Source organism: Acinetobacter sp. UC24323, from assembly GCF_024151445.1.
Taxonomy (GTDB): domain Bacteria; phylum Pseudomonadota; class Gammaproteobacteria; order Pseudomonadales; family Moraxellaceae; genus Acinetobacter; species Acinetobacter baumannii.
The window spans coordinates 64,344-84,330 of the sequence record NZ_JAHIBY010000012.1 but is presented as its reverse complement, the minus strand read 5'-3'; the positions used below and the strand labels follow the sequence as shown (position 1 = coordinate 84,330).

Sequence of the window (19,987 nt, the reverse complement as noted above, 5' to 3'; positions counted from 1 at the left end):
TCATAATTTTTTAGATACAGATATGAGTAGTCAGTTATTTTTTATTCACAAGCATTTATTTTTTAAAAATTATTTTAAAAGCTATCCGACCGTTGTTATAGTCCGCTTGAATCGTTGCACCATGTACATCAAGAATTGACTTGGTAATTGCTAGACCTAAACCTGTGCCTTCCTCAACTCTTTGTCTGGACGCATCCGTACGGTAAAAACGGTCAAATAACCGATTCAGCTGCTCAGATGTTATTGGTGAGCTTTCATTTTCGATTGTAAATATAGTGGTATCAATATTTTGTCGGCAGTTAATCTTAATTACTGTATCAGGTTTGCCATATTTGATCGCATTTGATAGTAAATTACTCAGTGCACGACGTAACATTGAAGGATCGCCTTTAACATATCCTTGTCCACTTTGTTCTAGGGACATTCCCTTTTCAGCAGCGATAGCATCATAAAAGTCAAATAGAGCAGAAATTTCTTGTACCAGGTTGACCTGTTGCAGGTTTGGTAAGTGTAGGCCATGCTCTGCCTTTGCAAGAAATAACATATCTGAAACCATTCGAGCCAAACGTTCAAACTCTTCCAGATTAGAAAAGAGGACTTCCTGATAAGTATTAATATCCCGACTACGAGATAAACATACTTGAGTCTGAGTCATTAAATTATTAATTGGCGTTCTTATTTCATGGGCAAGATCAGATGAAAAATCTGAGAGTTTTTCTACAGCAGTTTCTAATCGATCTAGCATATCGTTAAAGGCTATGGCTAATGATTTTAGTTCAGTAGGAGTGTTATCGACCGCTAACCGTTCAGATAGATGCTGAGCTGAAATACCTTCTGCAACTTTTGCCATTTTCTGAACTGGACGTAAGCCTCTCCATGCGGCAAACCAACCTAAAAACATTAAACAAATTGTGCCCACCACTCCGATATATAACAATTGTCGTCTAAAGTCGTTTAAAAAATGTTGATGTTCGGAGGTATCGATTCCAACAATAATCTGAGCAGTTGGAACACTCATATTTTTATCAAACGACTTTTTATAAACTAAACCACGATAGGTTTTATTTTGAATTTCCCACTCTATCCAAGGGATATGTTTAGACTTTACTAATGTTTGAGCCTTTATAACGGCAGGTGCTGAACTAAAAATGATTTGGCCAGTTGGGCGTTCAATCTGGACAATTAGGTCATGATGGCCAACTAAAGCATCTTTTAAATATATCTTTAATTCATCAGTATTTTTCGGATTCTGTTCCAGTAAATTTTCTAAAAGCTGAATTTTCCCTTCTAGCTGAGTACGGTCCTGAGTTTCGAAATGATGCATAACAAGCTGATGAATGACCAGCCCCATAATCATTAAGATAATAATGGTAGATAACGAGAAGATGAGTGCAATACGGAAACTGATCGCATTAAACAGTTTATGAGTCATCTTCTACCTCTAAGACATACCCCATTCCGCGGATGTTTTGAATCAACTTGGGACTGAAATTACTATCTATTTTATTTCTTAGACGTTTGATAGCGACTTCTACAACGTTGGTATCACTATCAAAATTCATATCCCATATTTGAGAAGCAATGAGAGCACGAGGCAGAATCTCGCCACGTCTACGCATGAATAATTCCATCAATGCGAACTCTTTAGCTGTAAGGTCAATTCTTTGTCCAGCACGTGTGACGCGACGTTTACGAAGATCAAGTTCAAGATCAGCAATCGTAATAATATTGCTATCTTCCTTTTGTTGACCGCGACGAAGTAAGGTTTTAATTCGGGCAAGAAGTTCTGCAAAAGCAAAAGGCTTAACCAGATAATCATCAGCTCCTAATTCCAGGCCTTTAACTCTATCTTCAATTTGATCACGAGCTGAGAGAAAAAGGATAGGCATAGTTTTTCCACTTTTGCGAATATCATTAATGATATTCCAGCCATCTAACTTCGGTAACATTACATCTAGTATGATTAGATCGTATTCTTCAGAAAGAGCTTGATGTTTACCTGATAAGCCATCTGTAACCCAGTCTGTAATATATCCTGCCTCAGAAAGACCTTGCTTTAGATAATCACCAGTTTTTTGTTCATCTTCAACTAGTAAGATTCTCATTTATTAAGCCCCGTATCGCATATTAAGACCATAATAACGTTATAAATACACGATGCGATGTAGATTACAAAAATGTCATTTTCAAGTCACATAGATGTCCGGTTCCAACCTATAAGTTAGTTATATAAAATTTATTTTTGGAGCAATCAATGAAAACTCTATTCCGTCGTAGCTTAACTGCTTTTATGTGTGTTGGGACTTTAATTGCTGGAAGCCAATCTTGGGCTGCTGATGCTCAACAGAAAAATACTTTAAGTACAGAAGTTAAAGTAAATGCAAAAGCACAAGAGAAATGCAAAAAGCCTTGTGATATGAAAGATGGTAAGGAAAATCAACAGAACCATAGTCAGCATGATCACAGCCAAATGTCTGATATGTCCCAAATGGACCATTCTAAGATGAAAGACATGGACCATTCTAAGATGACGGATATGGACCATTCTAAGATGATGGACATGGACCATTCTAAGATGATGGACATGGACCATTCTAAAATGAATATGCCAAATAAATAATTAATACGTGAAATAAGATATTGAGGGAAAAGTATTTTATCCACCTGCTTAGCCCTCAATTAACTATAGATAGGTGAAAATAAATGTCTAGAAAATTAAGTCATGTCCTTTTAATAGGAGTCGGATTGTTTTCGTCGACTTGGGTTATGGCAGCGGTTAAAGAATATGATTTAACAATTGCTGAACAGACGGTGAATATTACAGGAAAGCCTCTAAAACGAATTACTGTAAATGGTAAGTTTGTTGCGCCTCTTCTTGAGTTTGAGGAAGGCGATGATGCCGTTATTCGTGTACACAACAAGTTGAAAAACCAAGATTCTTCTATTCATTGGCATGGTTTAATTTTACCTGGCATCATGGATGGAGTACCGGGGTTCAACCAGTTTGATGGTATTGCACCAAATAAAACCTATGAATATAAATTCAAGGTTCGTCAGAATGGAACCTATTGGTATCACTCGCATAGTAAAGGTCAAGAGCAAGATGGTCTATATGGCCCTTTAGTCATTTATCCCAAAAATAAAGTTCCTTTAACGGCCGGAGAAAAAGCTGATAGAGATTACGTAGTCTTACTCTCTGATTTTCACAATTCTACTAGTGGTCAGATTATGAGTAATCTCAAGAAAGAAGCTGATTACTACCAGAATCGAAGAGAAACAGTTTTTGATGTTTTTAGGCAGATTAAAAGAGATGGTTTAAAAGCAACATGGAAAGATCGTTCCATGTGGAATCAGATGCGAATGCTTAAGACAGATATGTCTGATGTAACAAACTATACGTTTTTAATGAATGGTAAGACTCCAGAACAAAATTGGACTGGAAACTTTAAAGCTGGAGAAAAAGTACGTCTCCGGTTTATCAATGCCTCGGCAATGTCTTTGTTCGATGTAAGAATTCCCAATCTGAAAATGACAGTAGTCAGCGCGGATGGACAACCAGTCAAACCCGTGCCAGTGGATGAGTTCCGGATAGGAACAGCGGAAACTTATGATGTTATCGTAGAACCGAAACAGGCAAATTATCAGATTGAAGCTGAATCTATTGACCGAAGTGGTTTTTCTATCGGTACATTACATGACGAAAATACTTCACCTGTAAAAAGTATTGTGATGCCGACACCTCGTCCCCGTGCTTTACTGACGATGGAAGATATGGGCATGAATCATGACATGTCTTCAATGAAAGGTATGGATCATGATATGTCTTCAATGAAAGGTATGGATCATGACATGTCTTCAATGAAAGGTATGGATCATGACATGTCTTCAATGAAAGGTATGGATCATGACATGTCTTCAATGAAAGGTATGGATCATGATATGTCTTCAATGAAAGGTATGGACCATGACATGTCTCCAAAAACAATGAGCTCTTCTGGATCAGATGAAGTGGTTTACGGATGGGCGAATGCCTCAACCCCAGCTGGACTAAAAGCACTTCAATATAGTGATCTACAATCTTTAACCCCTCAAAAAGATACCCGTGCTCCAGAGCGTGAAATTGAAATCCGCTTAGGTGGAAATATGGAGCGCTATATTTGGACAATTAATGGTAAGAAGTTTAATGAAACTGAACCATTTAAAGTGAAATATGGTGAGCGTATACGCTTGAAATTTGTTAATGATAGTATGATGGCTCATCCGATGCATTTACACGGCATGTTTATGCAGCTGGAAAATGGCCAAGATCCAAGTAATATGCCGAATAAACATACAATTATTGTTCCACCAGGTAAAACAGTTACAACTTTATTAACGGCTGATGAGTTAGGTGAATGGGCTATTCATTGCCATTTGCTCTATCACATGTCTGCTGGAATGATGAATAAACTTATTGTGGCAAATGTCGATAGTAATAGTACTGATTCGAAAGATGTTGTTGCTCAACCTAATACTAATGATAAGGGGGTAAATCAACATGCGCACCACTAAAAAAATATATTCTAAGACACTTTTATCAATAGCTTTAATTGGATTATCAGGTCTAGCTTTTGCAAATGATACAGATATTCAAAGCATGGATAATAGTACTAAATCCTTTCAGTCCGAGAGTATGAAAATGCTGTTAAAAGAGCCTGGCGGGCTAGGTTACGTTGACCGTAATACTTACCAAAATTCAACTTCTGGTAATGATGGAGATAACAGTACAGGTCTTGAAGCCGAAACATCTAATAGCCGAAATCATGATAAACATCTGAAAGAGCATGGTGGACAAGTTTTTCAAACGACTAAATTTGAGAATGAGTGGACTGTGGATGAAGATGGCAAAGGTACTTTAGGATCGAAAATTGAAACATTGATAGGCACAGATGAAAATCGCCTATTTATTGAAGCAAATTTGGATAAAGCGGAAAGTCATGATCCAAAATATGATGTGTCTGCACTTTATAGCCGTAATGTAGCACCCTTCTGGGATGTACAGGCTGGGGTGAGATACAGTGAAGATAAAAATAACAGCAACAGTGATCGGGTTGATGGTGTTATTGGCGTATTGGGATTAGCTCCCTATTTCTTTGAAACCCAAGCTTATTTGTACGGTGGTGAGAATAATTTCTGGGGGGCGAGCTTAGAAGTCGAGCGTGATTTCCTGTTAACCCAGAAATTGATCACACAACCTTATTTAGAAGTAGATGCTGTGTTTAGCGATGATTCTAAATATGCTGCAAAATCAGGTTTATCTGAGTTAAAAACTGGTATCAAAACCCGGTATGAGATCACTAAAAGAATCCGACCTTTCATTGATGTGGCCTACCAATATGAAAAAGGACAAAAAGCGACTAACATGCAAGAAGCCACTGATTCTGAAAAAGAATGGGTCTATGGTGCGGGTATCGAATTGGTATTTTAAATAAATCAATTTGATGTATTAGTTCCTATCCGATCAGATAATTTATACAAATATTAATAACTAACTGATCAGATCGGAGCTAATACGAATTTTAAACGCCATTGAATTAATTGATATTTTTACTTATTTAACCTAAATTTTTCAATACACCGCATTGATCAGCATTACACATACCATCGCAGGTTTTCCGAATTTCTAACAGTTGTTCGATAAGTTTTTGTTGTTTGCGGATGTTGTTTTGCACTTCTTTAATATGTGAATCAATGAGCTCATTAACTTCAGAACAATTTTGATTAGGAATGTCTTTGTAAGACAGTAATTTCTTAATCTCACTTAAATTCATATTTAGTGAACGGCAATTCACAATGAATTTAAGTCTATCAATATAGCTTTCAGAATACAGCCTATAATTCCCCTGATTTCTTTCAGGCTGAGGGATTAAACCTTCTTTTTCGTAGAACCTTATTGTTAATACTGAACAAGAAGTTTTTTCAGATAACTCACCTATTTTTAAAAACATGGTAATCAACTAAAACTAGCTTGACTCTATAGTAGCTATAGGGATTTAAATATGCAATAAGTGAAGATATGACTATAGGCACGTCAATGAGTGGTTGCGGTTGTAATAAAGAAAGCGCTTTTGAAGAAACGGAGCAAAAATTAAAGACTTCTCAACAGGATGCTTGTAAAGCATCAGGTTCGGCGCCTGAAAAAAATAATAGTTCTTGTTGCGGAAGTGATACAGAGCAAGAGCTGGGTGGTAAAGAGAAGCTGTCTTGTGGCAGTACTAAGCCCTGTTCAAGTGGGACGAATTCACAATGTGGTTCAGATTCAAAAACAAATGCAGTAATGGCGGCTGAGAACGTAAGTAAAGTGACTTTTATTAGTGAATATCATATCCCGAAAATGGATTGTTCCGCAGAAGAACAAATGGTTCGGATGACACTATCATCACTCGCGAATATTGATAAGCTGATTTTTGATTTACCAAATAGAAGCCTTAAAGTTCGCCACAGCGGTGAAGTTAATGAAATTACTGCCAAACTAGAGAATCTCGGATTTGGAGCCAAATTAAATAAATCAGAGATTCTGGAAAGTCAACCGAGTGCGAAAGAAGTAAGTACCTATTCAATTCCAAAAATGGATTGTTCTGCTGAAGAGCAAATGGTAAGAATGACTCTTTCGCCTTTACAACAGATTAAGGGCTTAACCTTTGATTTATCACAAAGAAATTTAAAGGTTTATCATACAAACGGTATTAATGAAATTACCGAAAAGCTTGAGTCTTTAGGATTCGGTGCAGTACTTATTGAAACTGTAAGAACTACCGAGGATTTACCAGAAACACCTGATCCAGCTCAACAGACAAAAGTCTTAAAATTATTGTTGGCAATTAATGGTGTCCTTTTCTTTATTGAATTTATAAGTGGAATTATCGCTGCTTCAACAGGTCTTATTGCTGATTCCCTTGATATGTTTGCAGATGCGGCTGTATATGGCATTGCATTGTATGCAGTAGGAAAAGCAGCGAGGTATCAAGTAAAAGCGGCACACTTGGCTGGTTGGATACAACTTATATTGGCCTCAATCGTTATTGTAGATGTAGTTAGACGTTTTATGTTTGGTAGCGAACCTGAATCCAATATCATGATTATTATTGCTTTATGTGCACTCATTGCAAATGCTGCCTGTCTCTATTTACTGACAGGCCATAAAAATGGAGGCGCCCATATGAAAGCAAGTTGGATATTCACTGCAAATGATGTCATCGTGAATATGGGAGTAATTTTGGCAGGAATATTAGTCGCTTGGACTGGTTCAGCTTATCCAGATTTGATTATTGGTATCCTTGTTTCATTGTTTGTGCTGAATGGAGCACGAAAAATTTTGGCATTGAAATAAGGTATTGAAAATGAATTTATTTCAAGTAAAGCAAGCTCAAACTGTAAAAATTATTGAACTTAAAAAGGGTAATCATTATCCAGATAATAATGATCCTGTTCTAGAACGTTTGAAATTACTTGGCTTTAGAGTAGGTGAATCTTTACAAGTACTTGCCAAAGGACTTTTTGGTGGAGAGCCTATTCTAGTTCAAATTGAGACTTCCCGTTTTGCTTTAAGAAAAAATGAAGCTGAAAGAATTATTGTAGAGATTGCCAATGAACACTAAAAATATTGCACTTATTGGTAATCCCAATTGTGGTAAGACATCACTCTTTAACACACTTACAGGAACACGCCAAAAAGTTGCAAATTACGCAGGTGTAACTGTAGAGAGAAAAGAAGGCTTTTTTAAATTGCCTTCTGGCAATACAATTCGAGTGTTAGATTTGCCAGGGACTTACAGTTTAAAACCAAGTAGTTTAGATGAGGAAGTGACCAGAGCTGTATGTTTTGGAGAGTTAAAAGGTGAAGTAATACCTGACATTTTTGTATGTGTTGTTGATGCTACTAATCTACATCTCCATTTAAGTTTAGTGCTTGAGGTTAGAGCTCTTAATAGGCCAATGATTCTAGTTCTAAACATGATGGATGAGGTTAGAAAGCGCGGAATCTCAATTGATACATTAAAATTATCTGAACTCTTAGGAGTTCCTGTTGTTGAGGCAATAGCTGTCAAGACAAAAGGCATACAAGGTTTATTGACTGAATTAGATAAAAAGAATTTATTTGTCACGCCTTATCATTCAAATTTAAGTCATTTCGATCAAATTAAATACATTACACAACAAGTCATTTTGAAAAATGATAACGGTGATAAGCGAACAGCTTTCTTAGACAAAATATTTTTGCATCCTGTTTTTGGATTATTAATATTAGCCTTTACTATGTTCGTAATGTTTCAGGCTGTCTTTATTTGGGCACAGCCATTCATTTCTTTTGTTGAAGATTCGATTACATGGTTGGGAAGTTTTATAGGTTCCTTGATCCCTCAACCGTTATTAAGAAGTTTAGTTGTTGATGGAGTGATTGCAGGAGCAGGTAGTGTACTTGCTTATATGCCTCAGATTCTTATTCTATTTTTCTTTATATTAATTTTAGAGGAATCAGGATATTTACCTAGAGCAGCCTTTTTATTAGATAAATTAATGTCTAAAGCTGGGTTAAGTGGGCGTTCATTTATTCCATTACTTTCTAGTTTTGCTTGTGCTATTCCGGGCATTATGGCAACAAGAAGTATTAGCTCGGAAAGAGATCGTTTAGCAACAATTATGATTGCTCCCTTAATGACATGCTCTGCTCGACTACCTGTATACGCTTTATTAATTGCAGCTTTTATACCGAATAAGCTAATTTACGGTTGGCTCAGTTTACAAGGTCTGGTTTTGTTTGGACTGTACATGTCTGGTATCGTATCGGCTCTACTCGTTTCCTTATTTTTGAAATTAGTAAGAAAAGATAAAACAGAAAGTATTTTTATTTTTGAGTTACCAACCTACCGCCTTCCAGATGTTAGAAATGTTGCGTTAGGACTTTATGATAGAGCCACTATTTTCTTAAAAAGGGTTGGCGGAATTATTGTAGCATTATCTGTCTTATTATGGTTCTTGGTGACATTCCCTTTACCACCTGATAATCCAACTATGCCTCCGATTAATTATAGTATTGCAGGTCAGTTGGGGCATTTAATTCATCCAATATTTGCGCCGATCGGTTTCACTTGGGAAATCTGTATTGCCTTAATTCCTGCTATGGCTGCGCGTGAAGTAATCATCGCTGCTTTAGGGGTAATCTATGCTATGTCGGGTGATGAAGATACCGTTACGCAGACCCTTTTGTCGCAAATATCAGGCCCTGATGGATGGGGATTGGCAACGGGGATGTCTCTATTAGTCTGGTTTATCTTTGCACCTCATTGTTTAGCAACCTTGGCGACTATCAGAAGAGAAACTGGGAGTTGGAAGCAACCAACTATAATGGCAGTTTACCTTTTCTCTCTCGCATATTTATTCTCTTTCATAACGTATCAGCTTGTCAGCCGGTGGTGATGAATTAATTTAAGATAAAACAGTGATATTTATGTCACTGTTTTATTTAGTCTTTCCTGTTTTTAATAATTTTCTTAAGTCATACAGTTTTTGCGTATTATCTGTTGCCCTTTGTGATGGAATCTGCAAAACTAATAAAGCTTAAAATTTGGTCTATATCTATGCAGTGGTTAAAAACATGTCTATCGCTGTTTTTATCGTTTGCTATCCTGTTAGTAGGATCGGCCGCTGTTGCTTCGTCTGTACATAAACGATGTTTAATGCCATCTGAACAAATGCCACCCATGTTAATGGGAGCATCTCAAAATCAGCAGATGATGCATACGGATTGTATGAAAGTAGAAGTAAAGACCAAAAAAACTCTACACGACCCATCTTGTATGTCAGAACAAGATTGCATTATGTCCTTTAGCAAGCTTGTATATGGTCATGATGTTCAGAGTATTTTGTACTCAACTGTTTCCTTTCCTATAGAGCGCTCAGCTTTTTACTCTCCAGATCAAAATCTCCCTTCTCCATACCCTTCGGGTTTATGGAAGCCCCCACGCTCTAACTAATTTGATAGTCCTCTATCATTCATAGAATTTTCTATGGATGTTCTGCGCGTGCGCGTAATCATTTTAGAGCAAAAAATATGAATATTTATAAAGAAAAGCGATCTCTTAGTAAGAGATGGCCAATAGCTACGATCTGTTTCTGTCTGATCTATGGTCAGGCTTATGCTGAACCATTGACTTTGGATACAGCTTTAAAGCTTGCTGAGCAATATGCACCTAACCTAAGAGCAAGTAGTGCACGGATTGAAGGGGCTGAAAATATGGTTTCAGCTTCAGGTATTTTACCTAACCCTAAATTATTTGTGGGTTTAGATAATTACCCTGTATCGGGTGATGCAGCATGGTCAGTCACACGCGAAGGTATGACCATGCAGAAAATTGGGGTTATGCAGGATTTTCCAAACCGGGCTAAAAGGCAAGCAGAGGTCGAGTTAGCAAAAGCTGAATTAGGTTCTGCCAATGCCCAAACTGAGATTCTACGGATTGAACTACGTCAAAAAGTCGCATCTGCTTGGTTTAAGCGCTTTTATCTTGAACGTAAATTGGCCCTATACGATGAATTATTTGCTGAGAATCGATTACTTTCTGAAATTACGCAAACTCAAGTCACGTCTGGCCGGACAATGATTGCCGATGCACTTGAGCCAAGACAGCAGACTATCGTATTGCTTGACCAAAAGGATGATTTACTCCGTGATTTAAATAAGGCAAAACTTGAATTGCATCGGTTGATCAGTGCAGACCCTACTGAAAATCTCTCCCAGATTGAAGCCTTGCCTTCCCAACCACCTGTTATTCATCTCGACACTTCAAAGTTGTATGGTCATTTGCATCAACATCCTGAATTAAAAGCTTTTCAGGCAGAAAAGCAAACTGCCGAAGCAAAATTAAAGCAAGCTCAAGCTTTACAGAAACCAGATTGGGGTATTGAACTTGCTTATCAGCATCGGGCTCCAGAATTTGGCGATATGATTGGAGTACAACTAACCACTGAGCTTCCCGTATTTTCAAAAAGACGAAGTACACCACTCATCCAGGCCGCTTTAGCGGAACAAAACAGAATTACCGCTGATCAAGAAGCCCAGTACCGTGAACACCTTACCAAATTAGATGATGGGCTATCTGATCTTGAAGCGCTTAACCAGCAAATTAAGCGTGCAATTCAAACGGGTATTCCATTAGCCAAACAAAAAGTGAAATTACAGTTGGCAAGCTATCAAGCGGGGAAAACTAATTTATCCAATGTGATTGCTGTCCGACAAACTCTTTTGGAGCAACAGCTACGACTCATTGATCTTCAACAACAACAAGCGATTACAACAGCACAGCTTTTCTTTACCTTTGAAGAGCCGACCTTAAACCATATTGGGGAGCAGCCATAATGTTAAGGAATAAATTGACAGTTGCTATTATGGGAGTCGCCGCAATTAGTCTGGTTGCAGGTGGCGGTGCTGGATACTGGTTTGCCCATAAAAAAGAAGAATCTCAACCGTGGGTGGAAAGCCAAAAACAGGATAAAAAAGTTCTTTATTGGTACGATCCAATGAAGCCGGAACAGCATTTTGATAAACCCGGTAAGTCTCCATTTATGGATATGGAACTGGTACCTAAATATGCAGATGAAAATACAGGGATAAAAGATGATAGTCATTCTACAGTCAAGATTGATCCATCTATTCAACAAAATTTAGCCATTCGTTATGTCACAGTTGAACAAGCAGTCATTGGAAACGCCCTGTTAACTAATGGCATATTACAGGCCAATGAAAGGCAAGTCGCGATTTTACAAACCAGAGCAAATGGTTTTGTTCAACGGGTTTATGGACATGCCCCTGGTGATATGGTGAACCAAGGCAGCCCGATTGCAGATATTTCCATACCCGAATGGACAGGAGAACAAACCGAGTTTTTAGCTGTACTCCGAACTGGAGACCGTTCTCTGATTCAGGCAAGCCGACAACGTTTGCAGCTTTTAGGAATTCCGCAAACTGTGATTCGTCAGGTCGAACGTACTCATCGAGTGCAATCTAGTATGACTTTGTCTGCGCCTGTGAGTGGTTTTATTGACTCATTGGAAGTTCGTAATGGAATGACTTTAGCGATGGGACAAACCCTAGCCACGATTAAAGGGATTAACCCAATCTGGTTAGAAGCATCTGTCTCAGAAACACAAATTGCCGGTATAAAACGAGGGATGAGAGTCGAAGCAACTCTAGCTGCATACCCTCAAGCAGTGCTTGGTAAAGTAACAGATATTTTACCCACTTTAGATCCTACCAGTAGAACCATAAAGGTTCGTATTGAATTACCTAACAGTGATGGCCACCTCAAGCCAGGAATGTATGCCTCTGTCAGATTATCGAATCATCCCCAAAGCAGCTTAGTTGTGCCAGAACAAGCTGTTATACGCACAGGTACTCGAAATGTTGTCATTGTGGGACATGATCAAGGACGCTTTGAACCTGTTGTTGTACAGCTAGGGCAAAGCGATGGTAATAAGATTGCCATTCTACAAGGTTTGAAAGCTGGCCAGAAAGTGGTGATTTCAGGACAATTCCTCATTGATTCTGAAGCAAATTTACAAGGTGTAATGGATAAGCTAAATACTGGACAATCAATTACGTCATCTCAAAAAGTTAAGAACGCTATATATCAAAGTACCGGTAAAGTGGAAAAAATCACCACTCAAGAGATTACTATTTCACATCAGGCTATTCCTGAGCTGGGATGGGGAGCTATGACAATGGGCTTTAAACAGCCTGTACGACCATTTAGCCAGGTTCAGCAAGGTGATCAGGTCAGCTTTAGCTTTATACATGCTGGAAATGCTTACACTATTTCTGAGATTTCCAAAATATCTCAGGCCCCTATGAAGAACTAACGGGAGAACTATTATGATTGCCCGTATTATTCGTTTTTCAATTATAAATCGCATATTTGTCTTGTTAGCGGCTGTAGTTCTTGCGATTTGGGGAACTTGGGCTGTAAGGAATACTCCCGTTGATGCTTTGCCAGATCTGTCTGATGTGCAAGTAATTGTCAGAACTAATTTTCCAGGGCAGGCACCACAAATTGTTGAAAACCAGGTGACTTACCCTTTAACAACGACGATGTTATCGGTACCAGGTGTTAAAGCTGTACGTGGCTATTCTTTTTTTGGAGATTCATTTGTTTATGTCATTTTTGATGAACATACCGATCTCTACTGGGCACGATCTCGTGTATTGGAATATCTAAACCAGATTCAAGGGAAAATGCCTGCGAATGCAAAATCCTCCTTAGGACCAGATGCGACAGGTGTTGGTTGGGTTTATGAATATGCATTGGTTGACCAAACAGGAAAACATGATCTTTCCCAGTTGAGAAGTATACAAGACTGGTTTTTAAAGTATGAATTAAAAACATTACCCAATGTGGCTGAGGTTGCTTCTATTGGCGGGATGGTTAAGCAATATCAAGTTGTTTTAGACCCCAACAAAATGGCAACCTTTGGTATTACCCAAAACAATGTCATTGAAGCGATTCAAAAGGCCAATCAGGAAACTGGTGGTTCAGTACTGGAAATGGCTGAAACGGAATATATGGTACGTGCTTCCGGTTATTTAAAGACATTAGATGACTTTCGACAGATTCCACTACGAACAAATAGTTTTGGCATTCCGGTTACTTTAAATGATGTTGCGACCATTCAGCTTGGACCAGAAATGCGTCGAGGTATCAGTGAGCTGAATGGACAAGGTGAAACTGTTGGTGGTGTCGTGATTCTACGGGCAGGAAAAAATGCACGGGAAACGATTGCCGCTGTGAAAGAAAAACTTGCTGAATTACAAGTTAGCTTACCGAAAGGTGTGCAAGTTGTTCCGGTATATGATCGTAGTCAATTGATTGATCGGGCTGTAGAGAATCTCAGCCATAAATTGATTGAAGAATTCATTGTAGTAGCTTTAGTTTGTGGATTATTCCTCTGGCATTTACGTTCAGCAATGGTAGCCATTGTTTCTCTGCCTCTTGGGATTTTATCAGCTTTCTTGGTTATGCATTATCAGGGCTTAAATGCCAATATCATGTCTCTCGGTGGTATTGCTATTGCAATTGGTGCCATGGTTGATGCTGCGGTTGTGATGGTCGAAAATGCACATAAGCATATCGAGGCTTGGCAGCATGAATACCCTGATCAGGTATTAGATACTCAAGTTCGTTGGGACATTATTACACGCTCAGCGAGTGAGGTTGGTCCTGCATTATTTTTCTGCTTACTCATCATTACTTTATCCTTTATCCCTATTTTTACTTTGCAGGCACAAGAAGGACGTTTATTTTCACCATTGGCATTTACCAAAACCTACGCCATGGCAGCAGCAGCTGGTTTATCCATTACCTTGATTCCAGTCTTGATGGGTTATTGGATTCGAGGAAAATTACCCTCAGAACAGCATAATCCATTAAATCGATTTCTGATCAGAATATACCGTCCTATGTTGGACGTAGTATTAGCTCATCCAAAGATAACCCTGTTTGCTGCACTATTCATTTTTTTAGTAAGCCTTTTCCCCCTAACACGCTTAGGTGGAGAATTCTTACCTAATATGGATGAAGGTGATTTACTGTACATGCCATCAGCTTTACCGGGATTGTCCGCAGCTAAAGCTTCCGAACTGTTGCAGCAAACTGACCGGATGATTAAGACTGTACCTGAAGTTGCAACTGTATTTGGTAAGGCTGGAAGAGCTGAATCGGCGACTGATCCAGCACCACTGGAGATGTTTGAAACCACAATTCAGTTTAAACCGCGATCAGAGTGGCGTTCAGGGATGACACCTGACAAATTGATAAAAGAGCTGGATAAGGCTGTTCAAGTGCCAGGATTAACGAATATATGGGTACCACCGATTCGTAATCGGATTGATATGTTGGCAACAGGAGTTAAAAGCCCAATTGGTATTAAAATTTCAGCAAATGATCTGCAAAATATTGATCAGGTTGCACAGCAAGTTGAGAAAATAGCAAGAAAGGTGCCTGGCGTAAGCTCAGCCTTGGCAGAGCGACTCACTGGTGGGCGATATATTGATGTCGATATCAACCGGATACAAGCTGCACGATATGGTCTCAATATTGCAGATGTACAGCAAATTGTGTCTTCAGCGATAGGTGGGGAAAATATTGGGGAAACGGTTGAAGGATTAGCAAGATATCCAATTAACGTGCGTTATCCTCGAGAGATCCGAGACTCATTAGAGGCTTTAAGAAACTTACCGATTGTCACGGGCTCTGGCCAGCAAATTATCTTGAGTAGTGTTGCCAATATTCAAATTACAGATGGCCCTCCAATGCTGAAAAGTGAGAATGCCCGTCCAAGTGGTTGGGTCTATGTCGATGTACAAGGACGAGATTTAGCTTCAGTTGTTCGAGATCTAAAACAGGCTATTGATCAGCAGGTAAAACGAACAGTTGGTATGAGTATCAGTTATTCTGGCCAATTTGAGTTTATGGAAAGAGCAAATGCTCGCCTAAAAATAGTCATTCCAATTACTTTGATGATTATTTTTTTATTGCTCTATCTAATTTTTAGAGAAGTACAAGATGCAGTTCTGATTATGGCCACTCTTCCTTTTGCCCTTATCGGTGGTATATGGGCCATGTATTTCAGTGGTTATCATTTTTCTGTTGCAATTGCTGTTGGATTTATTGCACTAGCAGGCGTTGCCGCAGAGTTTGGCGTAGTTATGTTGTTTTATCTAAAGCAAGCGATCAAACATACACAGCAAAGTCTATCTTCTTCAGCAGCATCCTTATCGGAACAACAACTCAATGATGCGATTCGGTCCGGTGCCGTGCTACGTGTGCGTCCTAAAGCCATGACAGTAGCTGTCATTCTGGCAGGCTTATTTCCTATTCTTTTAGGAAATGGAACCGGCTCTGAACTCATGAGCCGTATAGCTTTACCTATGGTTGGGGGCATGATTTCAGCCCCCCTCTTATCTATGTTTGTTATCCCGGCTGCCTATCAGCTTTTAATCAAAAGGAAATTATCAAAACATTGATAGTTTCATTATTTAGTCTAAGAGGTTTTATTATGTTGAAATTTATGAAAATTGCAGTATTTGTTGGAACAGTAGCCGCGTTAAGTGCGTGTACTAAAAACGAAGCATCTGAGCAAAAGAAAGCGGAAGCACCTATGGAACAGATGAATAAAGAGTCATCTAAAGCGGTAACAGCCCAAGCCGTTGGGGTGATTACTGCTATTGATAAAAAAGGAAATATTTTAACACTCGAACATGAAGCAATTCCTGCGATTAAGTGGCCAGCAATGACTATGGGCTTTAAAGTTGCTGATCCTGCACTTCTAGAAGGTCTAACCATAGGACAACATGTAGAGTTTGAGCTAAAAGCTGAAGGTGAAAACTATATTATTGTTGCAGTTAAACCAAAAACGGCATAAATAAAAGTGTATTTTGGCCAATAGTATCTTCTGTTGATATGTGATTGATACTATTGGTTCCAACTATATGTTTCTAATTTTTAAAAGAAATTTTTTCTATACCTATTTTCCTCAAAGCATTTAATAGCGTTGATTCTCCTTCAGTTAATCCCTTTGTATTTGAATGCCGGAATAAGAATACTTGTGTGACGAGTAGACTCTGAAAAACTTCTTGAGGATATGAACCTTCGTAAAGCGGAAGTAAATACATCAAATCAGATATGAATTGTTCTAGATCTTTTTCTTGTTTCATTCGGAAAACTAATCCTGCATGTCCTCTTTCTTTTGTCAGATTTTCACCTTCTACAGTAGACGTATATGTTGCGGGCTGTATATCAAAAATATAAACAGGTTCTAATTGCGATACAGTTAATCTGATAATTAATGCTCCTCTTATCTGAGTTTTTAATGAATTTGCGTAGCACCAAGTCTTGTGAACCTGCACTTCCGACTCTGTAAAAAAACCGATCAGCATCGGGAGTTCGGAATAGTTAAATCCCTTTTCAAATGTGTAGTAGTGAACTTGTTGTATTAAATCTGGATTGAAATCCATGGCTTTTACACAAGCTTTCCATAATCCAATAATTCTGCCATCCTCGGAGGCCTGAAACTCTGTCGATTGATTTGTTGAAGGAACTATTTGGCCGTTTAATACTTCTGGTGAGTTGTCAGGAGCTCCAGTTCCTATAGTCTGTGTTTCTATATATTTCTTCTTTCTTTTTGGACGTTTAGTCTGTTTTACATATTTGTATTTACTTAATTCATTAGCTGGACCGCCATCAATCCATTCAAAGTCATCTTCTAAGAATTCATAATCAGAAGGCGGACGTCGACCGCCCTGATTTGTGGAAACATTAATATCACCGCTACCTAATTGAGGTAAAGGGGGATTAGGCTGGTTAGTGTCTGTAATGGTATTAATACGTTCAGTTGCTCTAGGTATTATTCTAATATGATCATTTTTTGGTGACTTCATTCCTCTGATTCTTGTCACAACAAATGTTTTTGTTCCCGCTAAGCGGAACCCTGACACTCGGATAGGTAAGGTCTCCGTATGCCAAGGGACAACTTTTGGATAGATATTGGCTTGTTTTAAATCAGAATTTCTAACGATACTACTATATAAGATACGTGTAGCATTCTTAGCGAGTTCAGTATATTTATAATATGCGACAAAGTCGGCATCCTGCCGGGTAATTCTATCGCCAAGTAGTACACTCCAAAGATCCTTTTCCCCTACGTGGGGAATATATAATCGAGATTCTCGTTCACTTTCATTATATGTAGTAAGTATTCGTATGAGCTCAGTTGATAAACCATATGCTCTAGTGAGAAATTCTAGACATGGTATTAAAAGCTCATCAAATTCAGGGTGGTTCACTTTGAAAGAAATACAATTTTTTCTCTCTTTCGTATCCACTATTTCACATTCTTCTCGATTTTTGAAAAAGTTAATTTTCTTCTTCTCATCCACATTCTCATAGATTTTTAAAAATTTAAATTCGAAATCAGTATGATTAATAACAAATTCATAGATATCCTGGTTTGCAAAATCTATTTTTCGTTGCTGATGCCAAATTGAATCAACTCGCCAAGATACAAGATCTGTAATGTTTGCTGTAATCTGGATAAAATTATCAGTGGGACGCAAATCTTCTAAAACTTCTCTGAATAAGACATGAACCTGTGGCTGATCTCCAGGCCTTTTTCCTTTTTCCATCCCTCCATACCACCAAACTTGTAAATATTTATCTTTATAGGGTTTAAGGATCTCCCATAATAGTTTTACTTTATTTTCATCAGAAGAGTTTTTATCTTGATCAGTAGAAGTATTAGTCATAAGGTCTATCCCATTTTTAATATATTAAAAATAAGCTTGTAAAATAGGTTTTTTAGGGAAGTTCTAAGTGATTTCCGCGTGAATCATTTCTAATAATGAGTTTAGGAAGCATAGTATCTTGCGCAAAGTCATAGATAATAATATCAGGATGATGTAGATCAATAGCTTGTCCTAAAGCTATACAGGCTGCATTTGGTGCGGCAATTAAAAGATGGACTCTCTTTACACCATGTTTATCTTTTAATAGATGAAAAAGTTTCTGAAGCTCAGCGGTGAACTTTGAAATATTATGGGGATGAGGAACCGCCTTACTTCCTAAATATGCTTCAAGCGCATTAATTTCAATAATATCAGCACCCAATTCAGCTTTTAGCTCAAGAGCCTTATTTTTGATTTTATCAATAAGAGCTGTGAAATTTATACATAAAACAACATCGGGAGCCTTTCGAAGAGTTTCAATTCCGATCGTTTCATATGATTGATCAGCAGCTGAAGTATTTGGCCATCCCCATCGATTTGCTTCTCTATCCCTTAACATTGGGAGAAACTTTCCTTTATTACCTAATAAAGCACCTAAGCCAATAAGTGCCGGCATAGGTCCGAATGCAAAGATGGCAGCACGATGTCCATTTAAACTTGTTTGCTGGATAATTTTGTCAGCTTCATTCTGAATAATCATGACGAGTTGTTGTGAAAACTGGTCAGGATTTTTCATATATATCGTATTACTATCACATAACCTTTGAAGGTAACCATCCATCCGATGTTGTAATGGTGATAAACATGAAGCAATCTCTTTAGGCTCTGGATGACCAACAGCATTACTATTTACAGACCATAAAATTGAATATACAGGAATTGGGCTGAATGCTAGGGCGTCAAGTAAAGTGTTTGCTAAATCACAATATGATTTTCTCATTTCGCTCAGTTGTTGTGCTGAGTAATCACTTGCTGCAATTTTATCAATTAACCGGTGATGTTTATCACACAAAAGGAGTACATTTGCCGGGTCATCAGAAAGCAAGTCGGAAAGGTACGGAATTCCTCTTTCACCTCTTTCTGAAGAGGCTACATTATGAGCCAGATATCCTATATTACCCTTCATGCCTGTAAGTTGTTCGATATCTAGACGATCACCGCATCCAGTGAACATGCAGCGGCCATGACTATCTTGCATGACGAGTCGCTTTGTCTCAGCAGTAAACGGATTACCTCGTCCAATTTTTTTTACTGGCTTAAAATAGCTTTTGATGAATTTTTTAATGTCATTTACTTTAATAAATTCTGTAGCTTGATAAGCGCTTTTATTATGCCAAATATGCTCAAGTTTTTTTAAATCGCTCAAATGAGAACAATTTATTGTATGACCTTGCCAAGCATGCAGAATAATTTTTTTGGTTTGTTTATTAGATAGTTCTAATATGAATTGAAGTAGATCAGTCTCATACAGGTTAGCCCTTAGGGAACTGATTACAGTATCGTTTTCTAATAATAAAATAACTAAATTTTGACCACTTTCATCAATAAGTAGACCGACTGTATCCCATGTAATGAAATCTTGAATTGTAGTTGTAAACTCTTGTGCAGTCTTTAATGAATCAAATGGAGGATTTACCGTTTGTACAAGTGTTTCAGTAAAAGTAACTTCAGTCATTC

Annotated in this window: 16 protein-coding genes; 11 read left to right on the top strand and 5 right to left on the bottom strand. The window is 38.1% G+C overall.

Annotated features, from left to right (window positions below; translation table 11 throughout):
• Positions 1-55: 55 nt before the first annotated feature.
• A complete protein-coding gene (locus tag KNQ97_RS15735; RefSeq protein WP_000149046.1) occupies positions 56-1,432 on the bottom strand; it encodes a heavy metal sensor histidine kinase in 1,377 nt (458 codons plus the stop codon).
• Positions 1,422-2,105, bottom strand: coding sequence for a heavy metal response regulator transcription factor (locus tag KNQ97_RS15730; protein ID WP_001221580.1), 684 nt, complete (start codon positions 2,103-2,105; stop codon positions 1,422-1,424). The genes KNQ97_RS15735 and KNQ97_RS15730 overlap by 11 nt, the downstream gene beginning before the upstream one ends.
• Positions 2,106-2,254: 149 nt before the next feature.
• Here KNQ97_RS15730 and KNQ97_RS15725 point away from each other — a divergent pair, with 149 nt between their 5' ends.
• From KNQ97_RS15725 to KNQ97_RS15715, 3 genes are all read left to right on the top strand, one after another.
• Positions 2,255-2,620, top strand: coding sequence for a hypothetical protein (locus KNQ97_RS15725; protein WP_000853613.1), 366 nt, complete (start codon positions 2,255-2,257; stop codon positions 2,618-2,620).
• A gap of 83 nt (positions 2,621-2,703) precedes the next feature.
• Complete coding sequence (locus KNQ97_RS15720) at positions 2,704-4,551, top strand: copper resistance system multicopper oxidase (protein ID WP_253612436.1); 1,848 nt, start codon at positions 2,704-2,706, stop codon at positions 4,549-4,551.
• A complete protein-coding gene (locus KNQ97_RS15715; protein WP_033846907.1) occupies positions 4,538-5,467 on the top strand; it encodes a copper resistance protein B in 930 nt (309 codons plus the stop codon). Before KNQ97_RS15720 ends, KNQ97_RS15715 begins: the two co-directional genes overlap by 14 nt.
• 127 nt (positions 5,468-5,594) lie before the next feature.
• Here the strand turns inward: KNQ97_RS15715 and cadR are convergent, their stop codons facing one another.
• Positions 5,595-5,987, bottom strand: coding sequence for a Cd(II)/Pb(II)-responsive transcriptional regulator (gene cadR, locus KNQ97_RS15710; protein WP_033846908.1), 393 nt, complete (start codon positions 5,985-5,987; stop codon positions 5,595-5,597).
• An 86-nt stretch (positions 5,988-6,073) separates the two neighbouring features.
• Here cadR and KNQ97_RS15705 point away from each other — a divergent pair, with 86 nt between their 5' ends.
• From KNQ97_RS15705 to KNQ97_RS15670, 8 genes are all read left to right on the top strand, one after another.
• Complete coding sequence (locus tag KNQ97_RS15705; RefSeq protein WP_033846909.1) at positions 6,074-7,369, top strand: cation transporter; 1,296 nt, start codon at positions 6,074-6,076, stop codon at positions 7,367-7,369.
• Between the two features lie 10 nt (positions 7,370-7,379).
• Positions 7,380-7,637: a FeoA family protein gene (locus tag KNQ97_RS15700; RefSeq protein WP_033846910.1), complete on the top strand. Its 258-nt coding sequence runs from the start codon at positions 7,380-7,382 to the stop codon at positions 7,635-7,637.
• Positions 7,627-9,456, top strand: coding sequence for a ferrous iron transporter B (locus KNQ97_RS15695; protein WP_033846911.1), 1,830 nt, complete (start codon positions 7,627-7,629; stop codon positions 9,454-9,456). Before KNQ97_RS15700 ends, KNQ97_RS15695 begins: the two co-directional genes overlap by 11 nt.
• A 161-nt stretch (positions 9,457-9,617) precedes the next feature.
• Positions 9,618-10,013: a hypothetical protein gene (locus tag KNQ97_RS15690; protein ID WP_033846944.1), complete on the top strand. Its 396-nt coding sequence runs from the start codon at positions 9,618-9,620 to the stop codon at positions 10,011-10,013.
• A 77-nt stretch (positions 10,014-10,090) separates the two neighbouring features.
• Positions 10,091-11,395, top strand: coding sequence for a TolC family protein (locus tag KNQ97_RS15685; protein ID WP_033854514.1), 1,305 nt, complete (start codon positions 10,091-10,093; stop codon positions 11,393-11,395).
• Positions 11,395-12,894 carry an efflux RND transporter periplasmic adaptor subunit gene (locus KNQ97_RS15680; RefSeq protein WP_033846913.1) on the top strand — a complete coding sequence of 500 codons (1,500 nt, stop codon included), beginning with the start codon at positions 11,395-11,397 and terminating at the stop codon, positions 12,892-12,894. Before KNQ97_RS15685 ends, KNQ97_RS15680 begins: the two co-directional genes overlap by 1 nt.
• 13 nt (positions 12,895-12,907) lie before the next feature.
• Complete coding sequence (locus KNQ97_RS15675; RefSeq protein ID WP_044423601.1) at positions 12,908-16,054, top strand: efflux RND transporter permease subunit; 3,147 nt, start codon at positions 12,908-12,910, stop codon at positions 16,052-16,054.
• Between the two features lie 32 nt (positions 16,055-16,086).
• Positions 16,087-16,452 (top strand): copper-binding protein, encoded by a 366-nt coding sequence (locus KNQ97_RS15670; protein WP_033846915.1) that lies wholly within the window; start codon positions 16,087-16,089, stop codon positions 16,450-16,452.
• A gap of 73 nt (positions 16,453-16,525) precedes the next feature.
• Here the strand turns inward: KNQ97_RS15670 and KNQ97_RS15665 are convergent, their stop codons facing one another.
• A complete protein-coding gene (locus KNQ97_RS15665; RefSeq protein WP_033846916.1) occupies positions 16,526-18,331 on the bottom strand; it encodes a hypothetical protein in 1,806 nt (601 codons plus the stop codon).
• 52 nt (positions 18,332-18,383) lie between these two features.
• Positions 18,384-19,985 carry an SAVED domain-containing protein gene (locus tag KNQ97_RS15660; RefSeq protein WP_033846917.1) on the bottom strand — a complete coding sequence of 534 codons (1,602 nt, stop codon included), beginning with the start codon at positions 19,983-19,985 and terminating at the stop codon, positions 18,384-18,386.
• Positions 19,986-19,987: the final 2 nt, after the last annotated feature.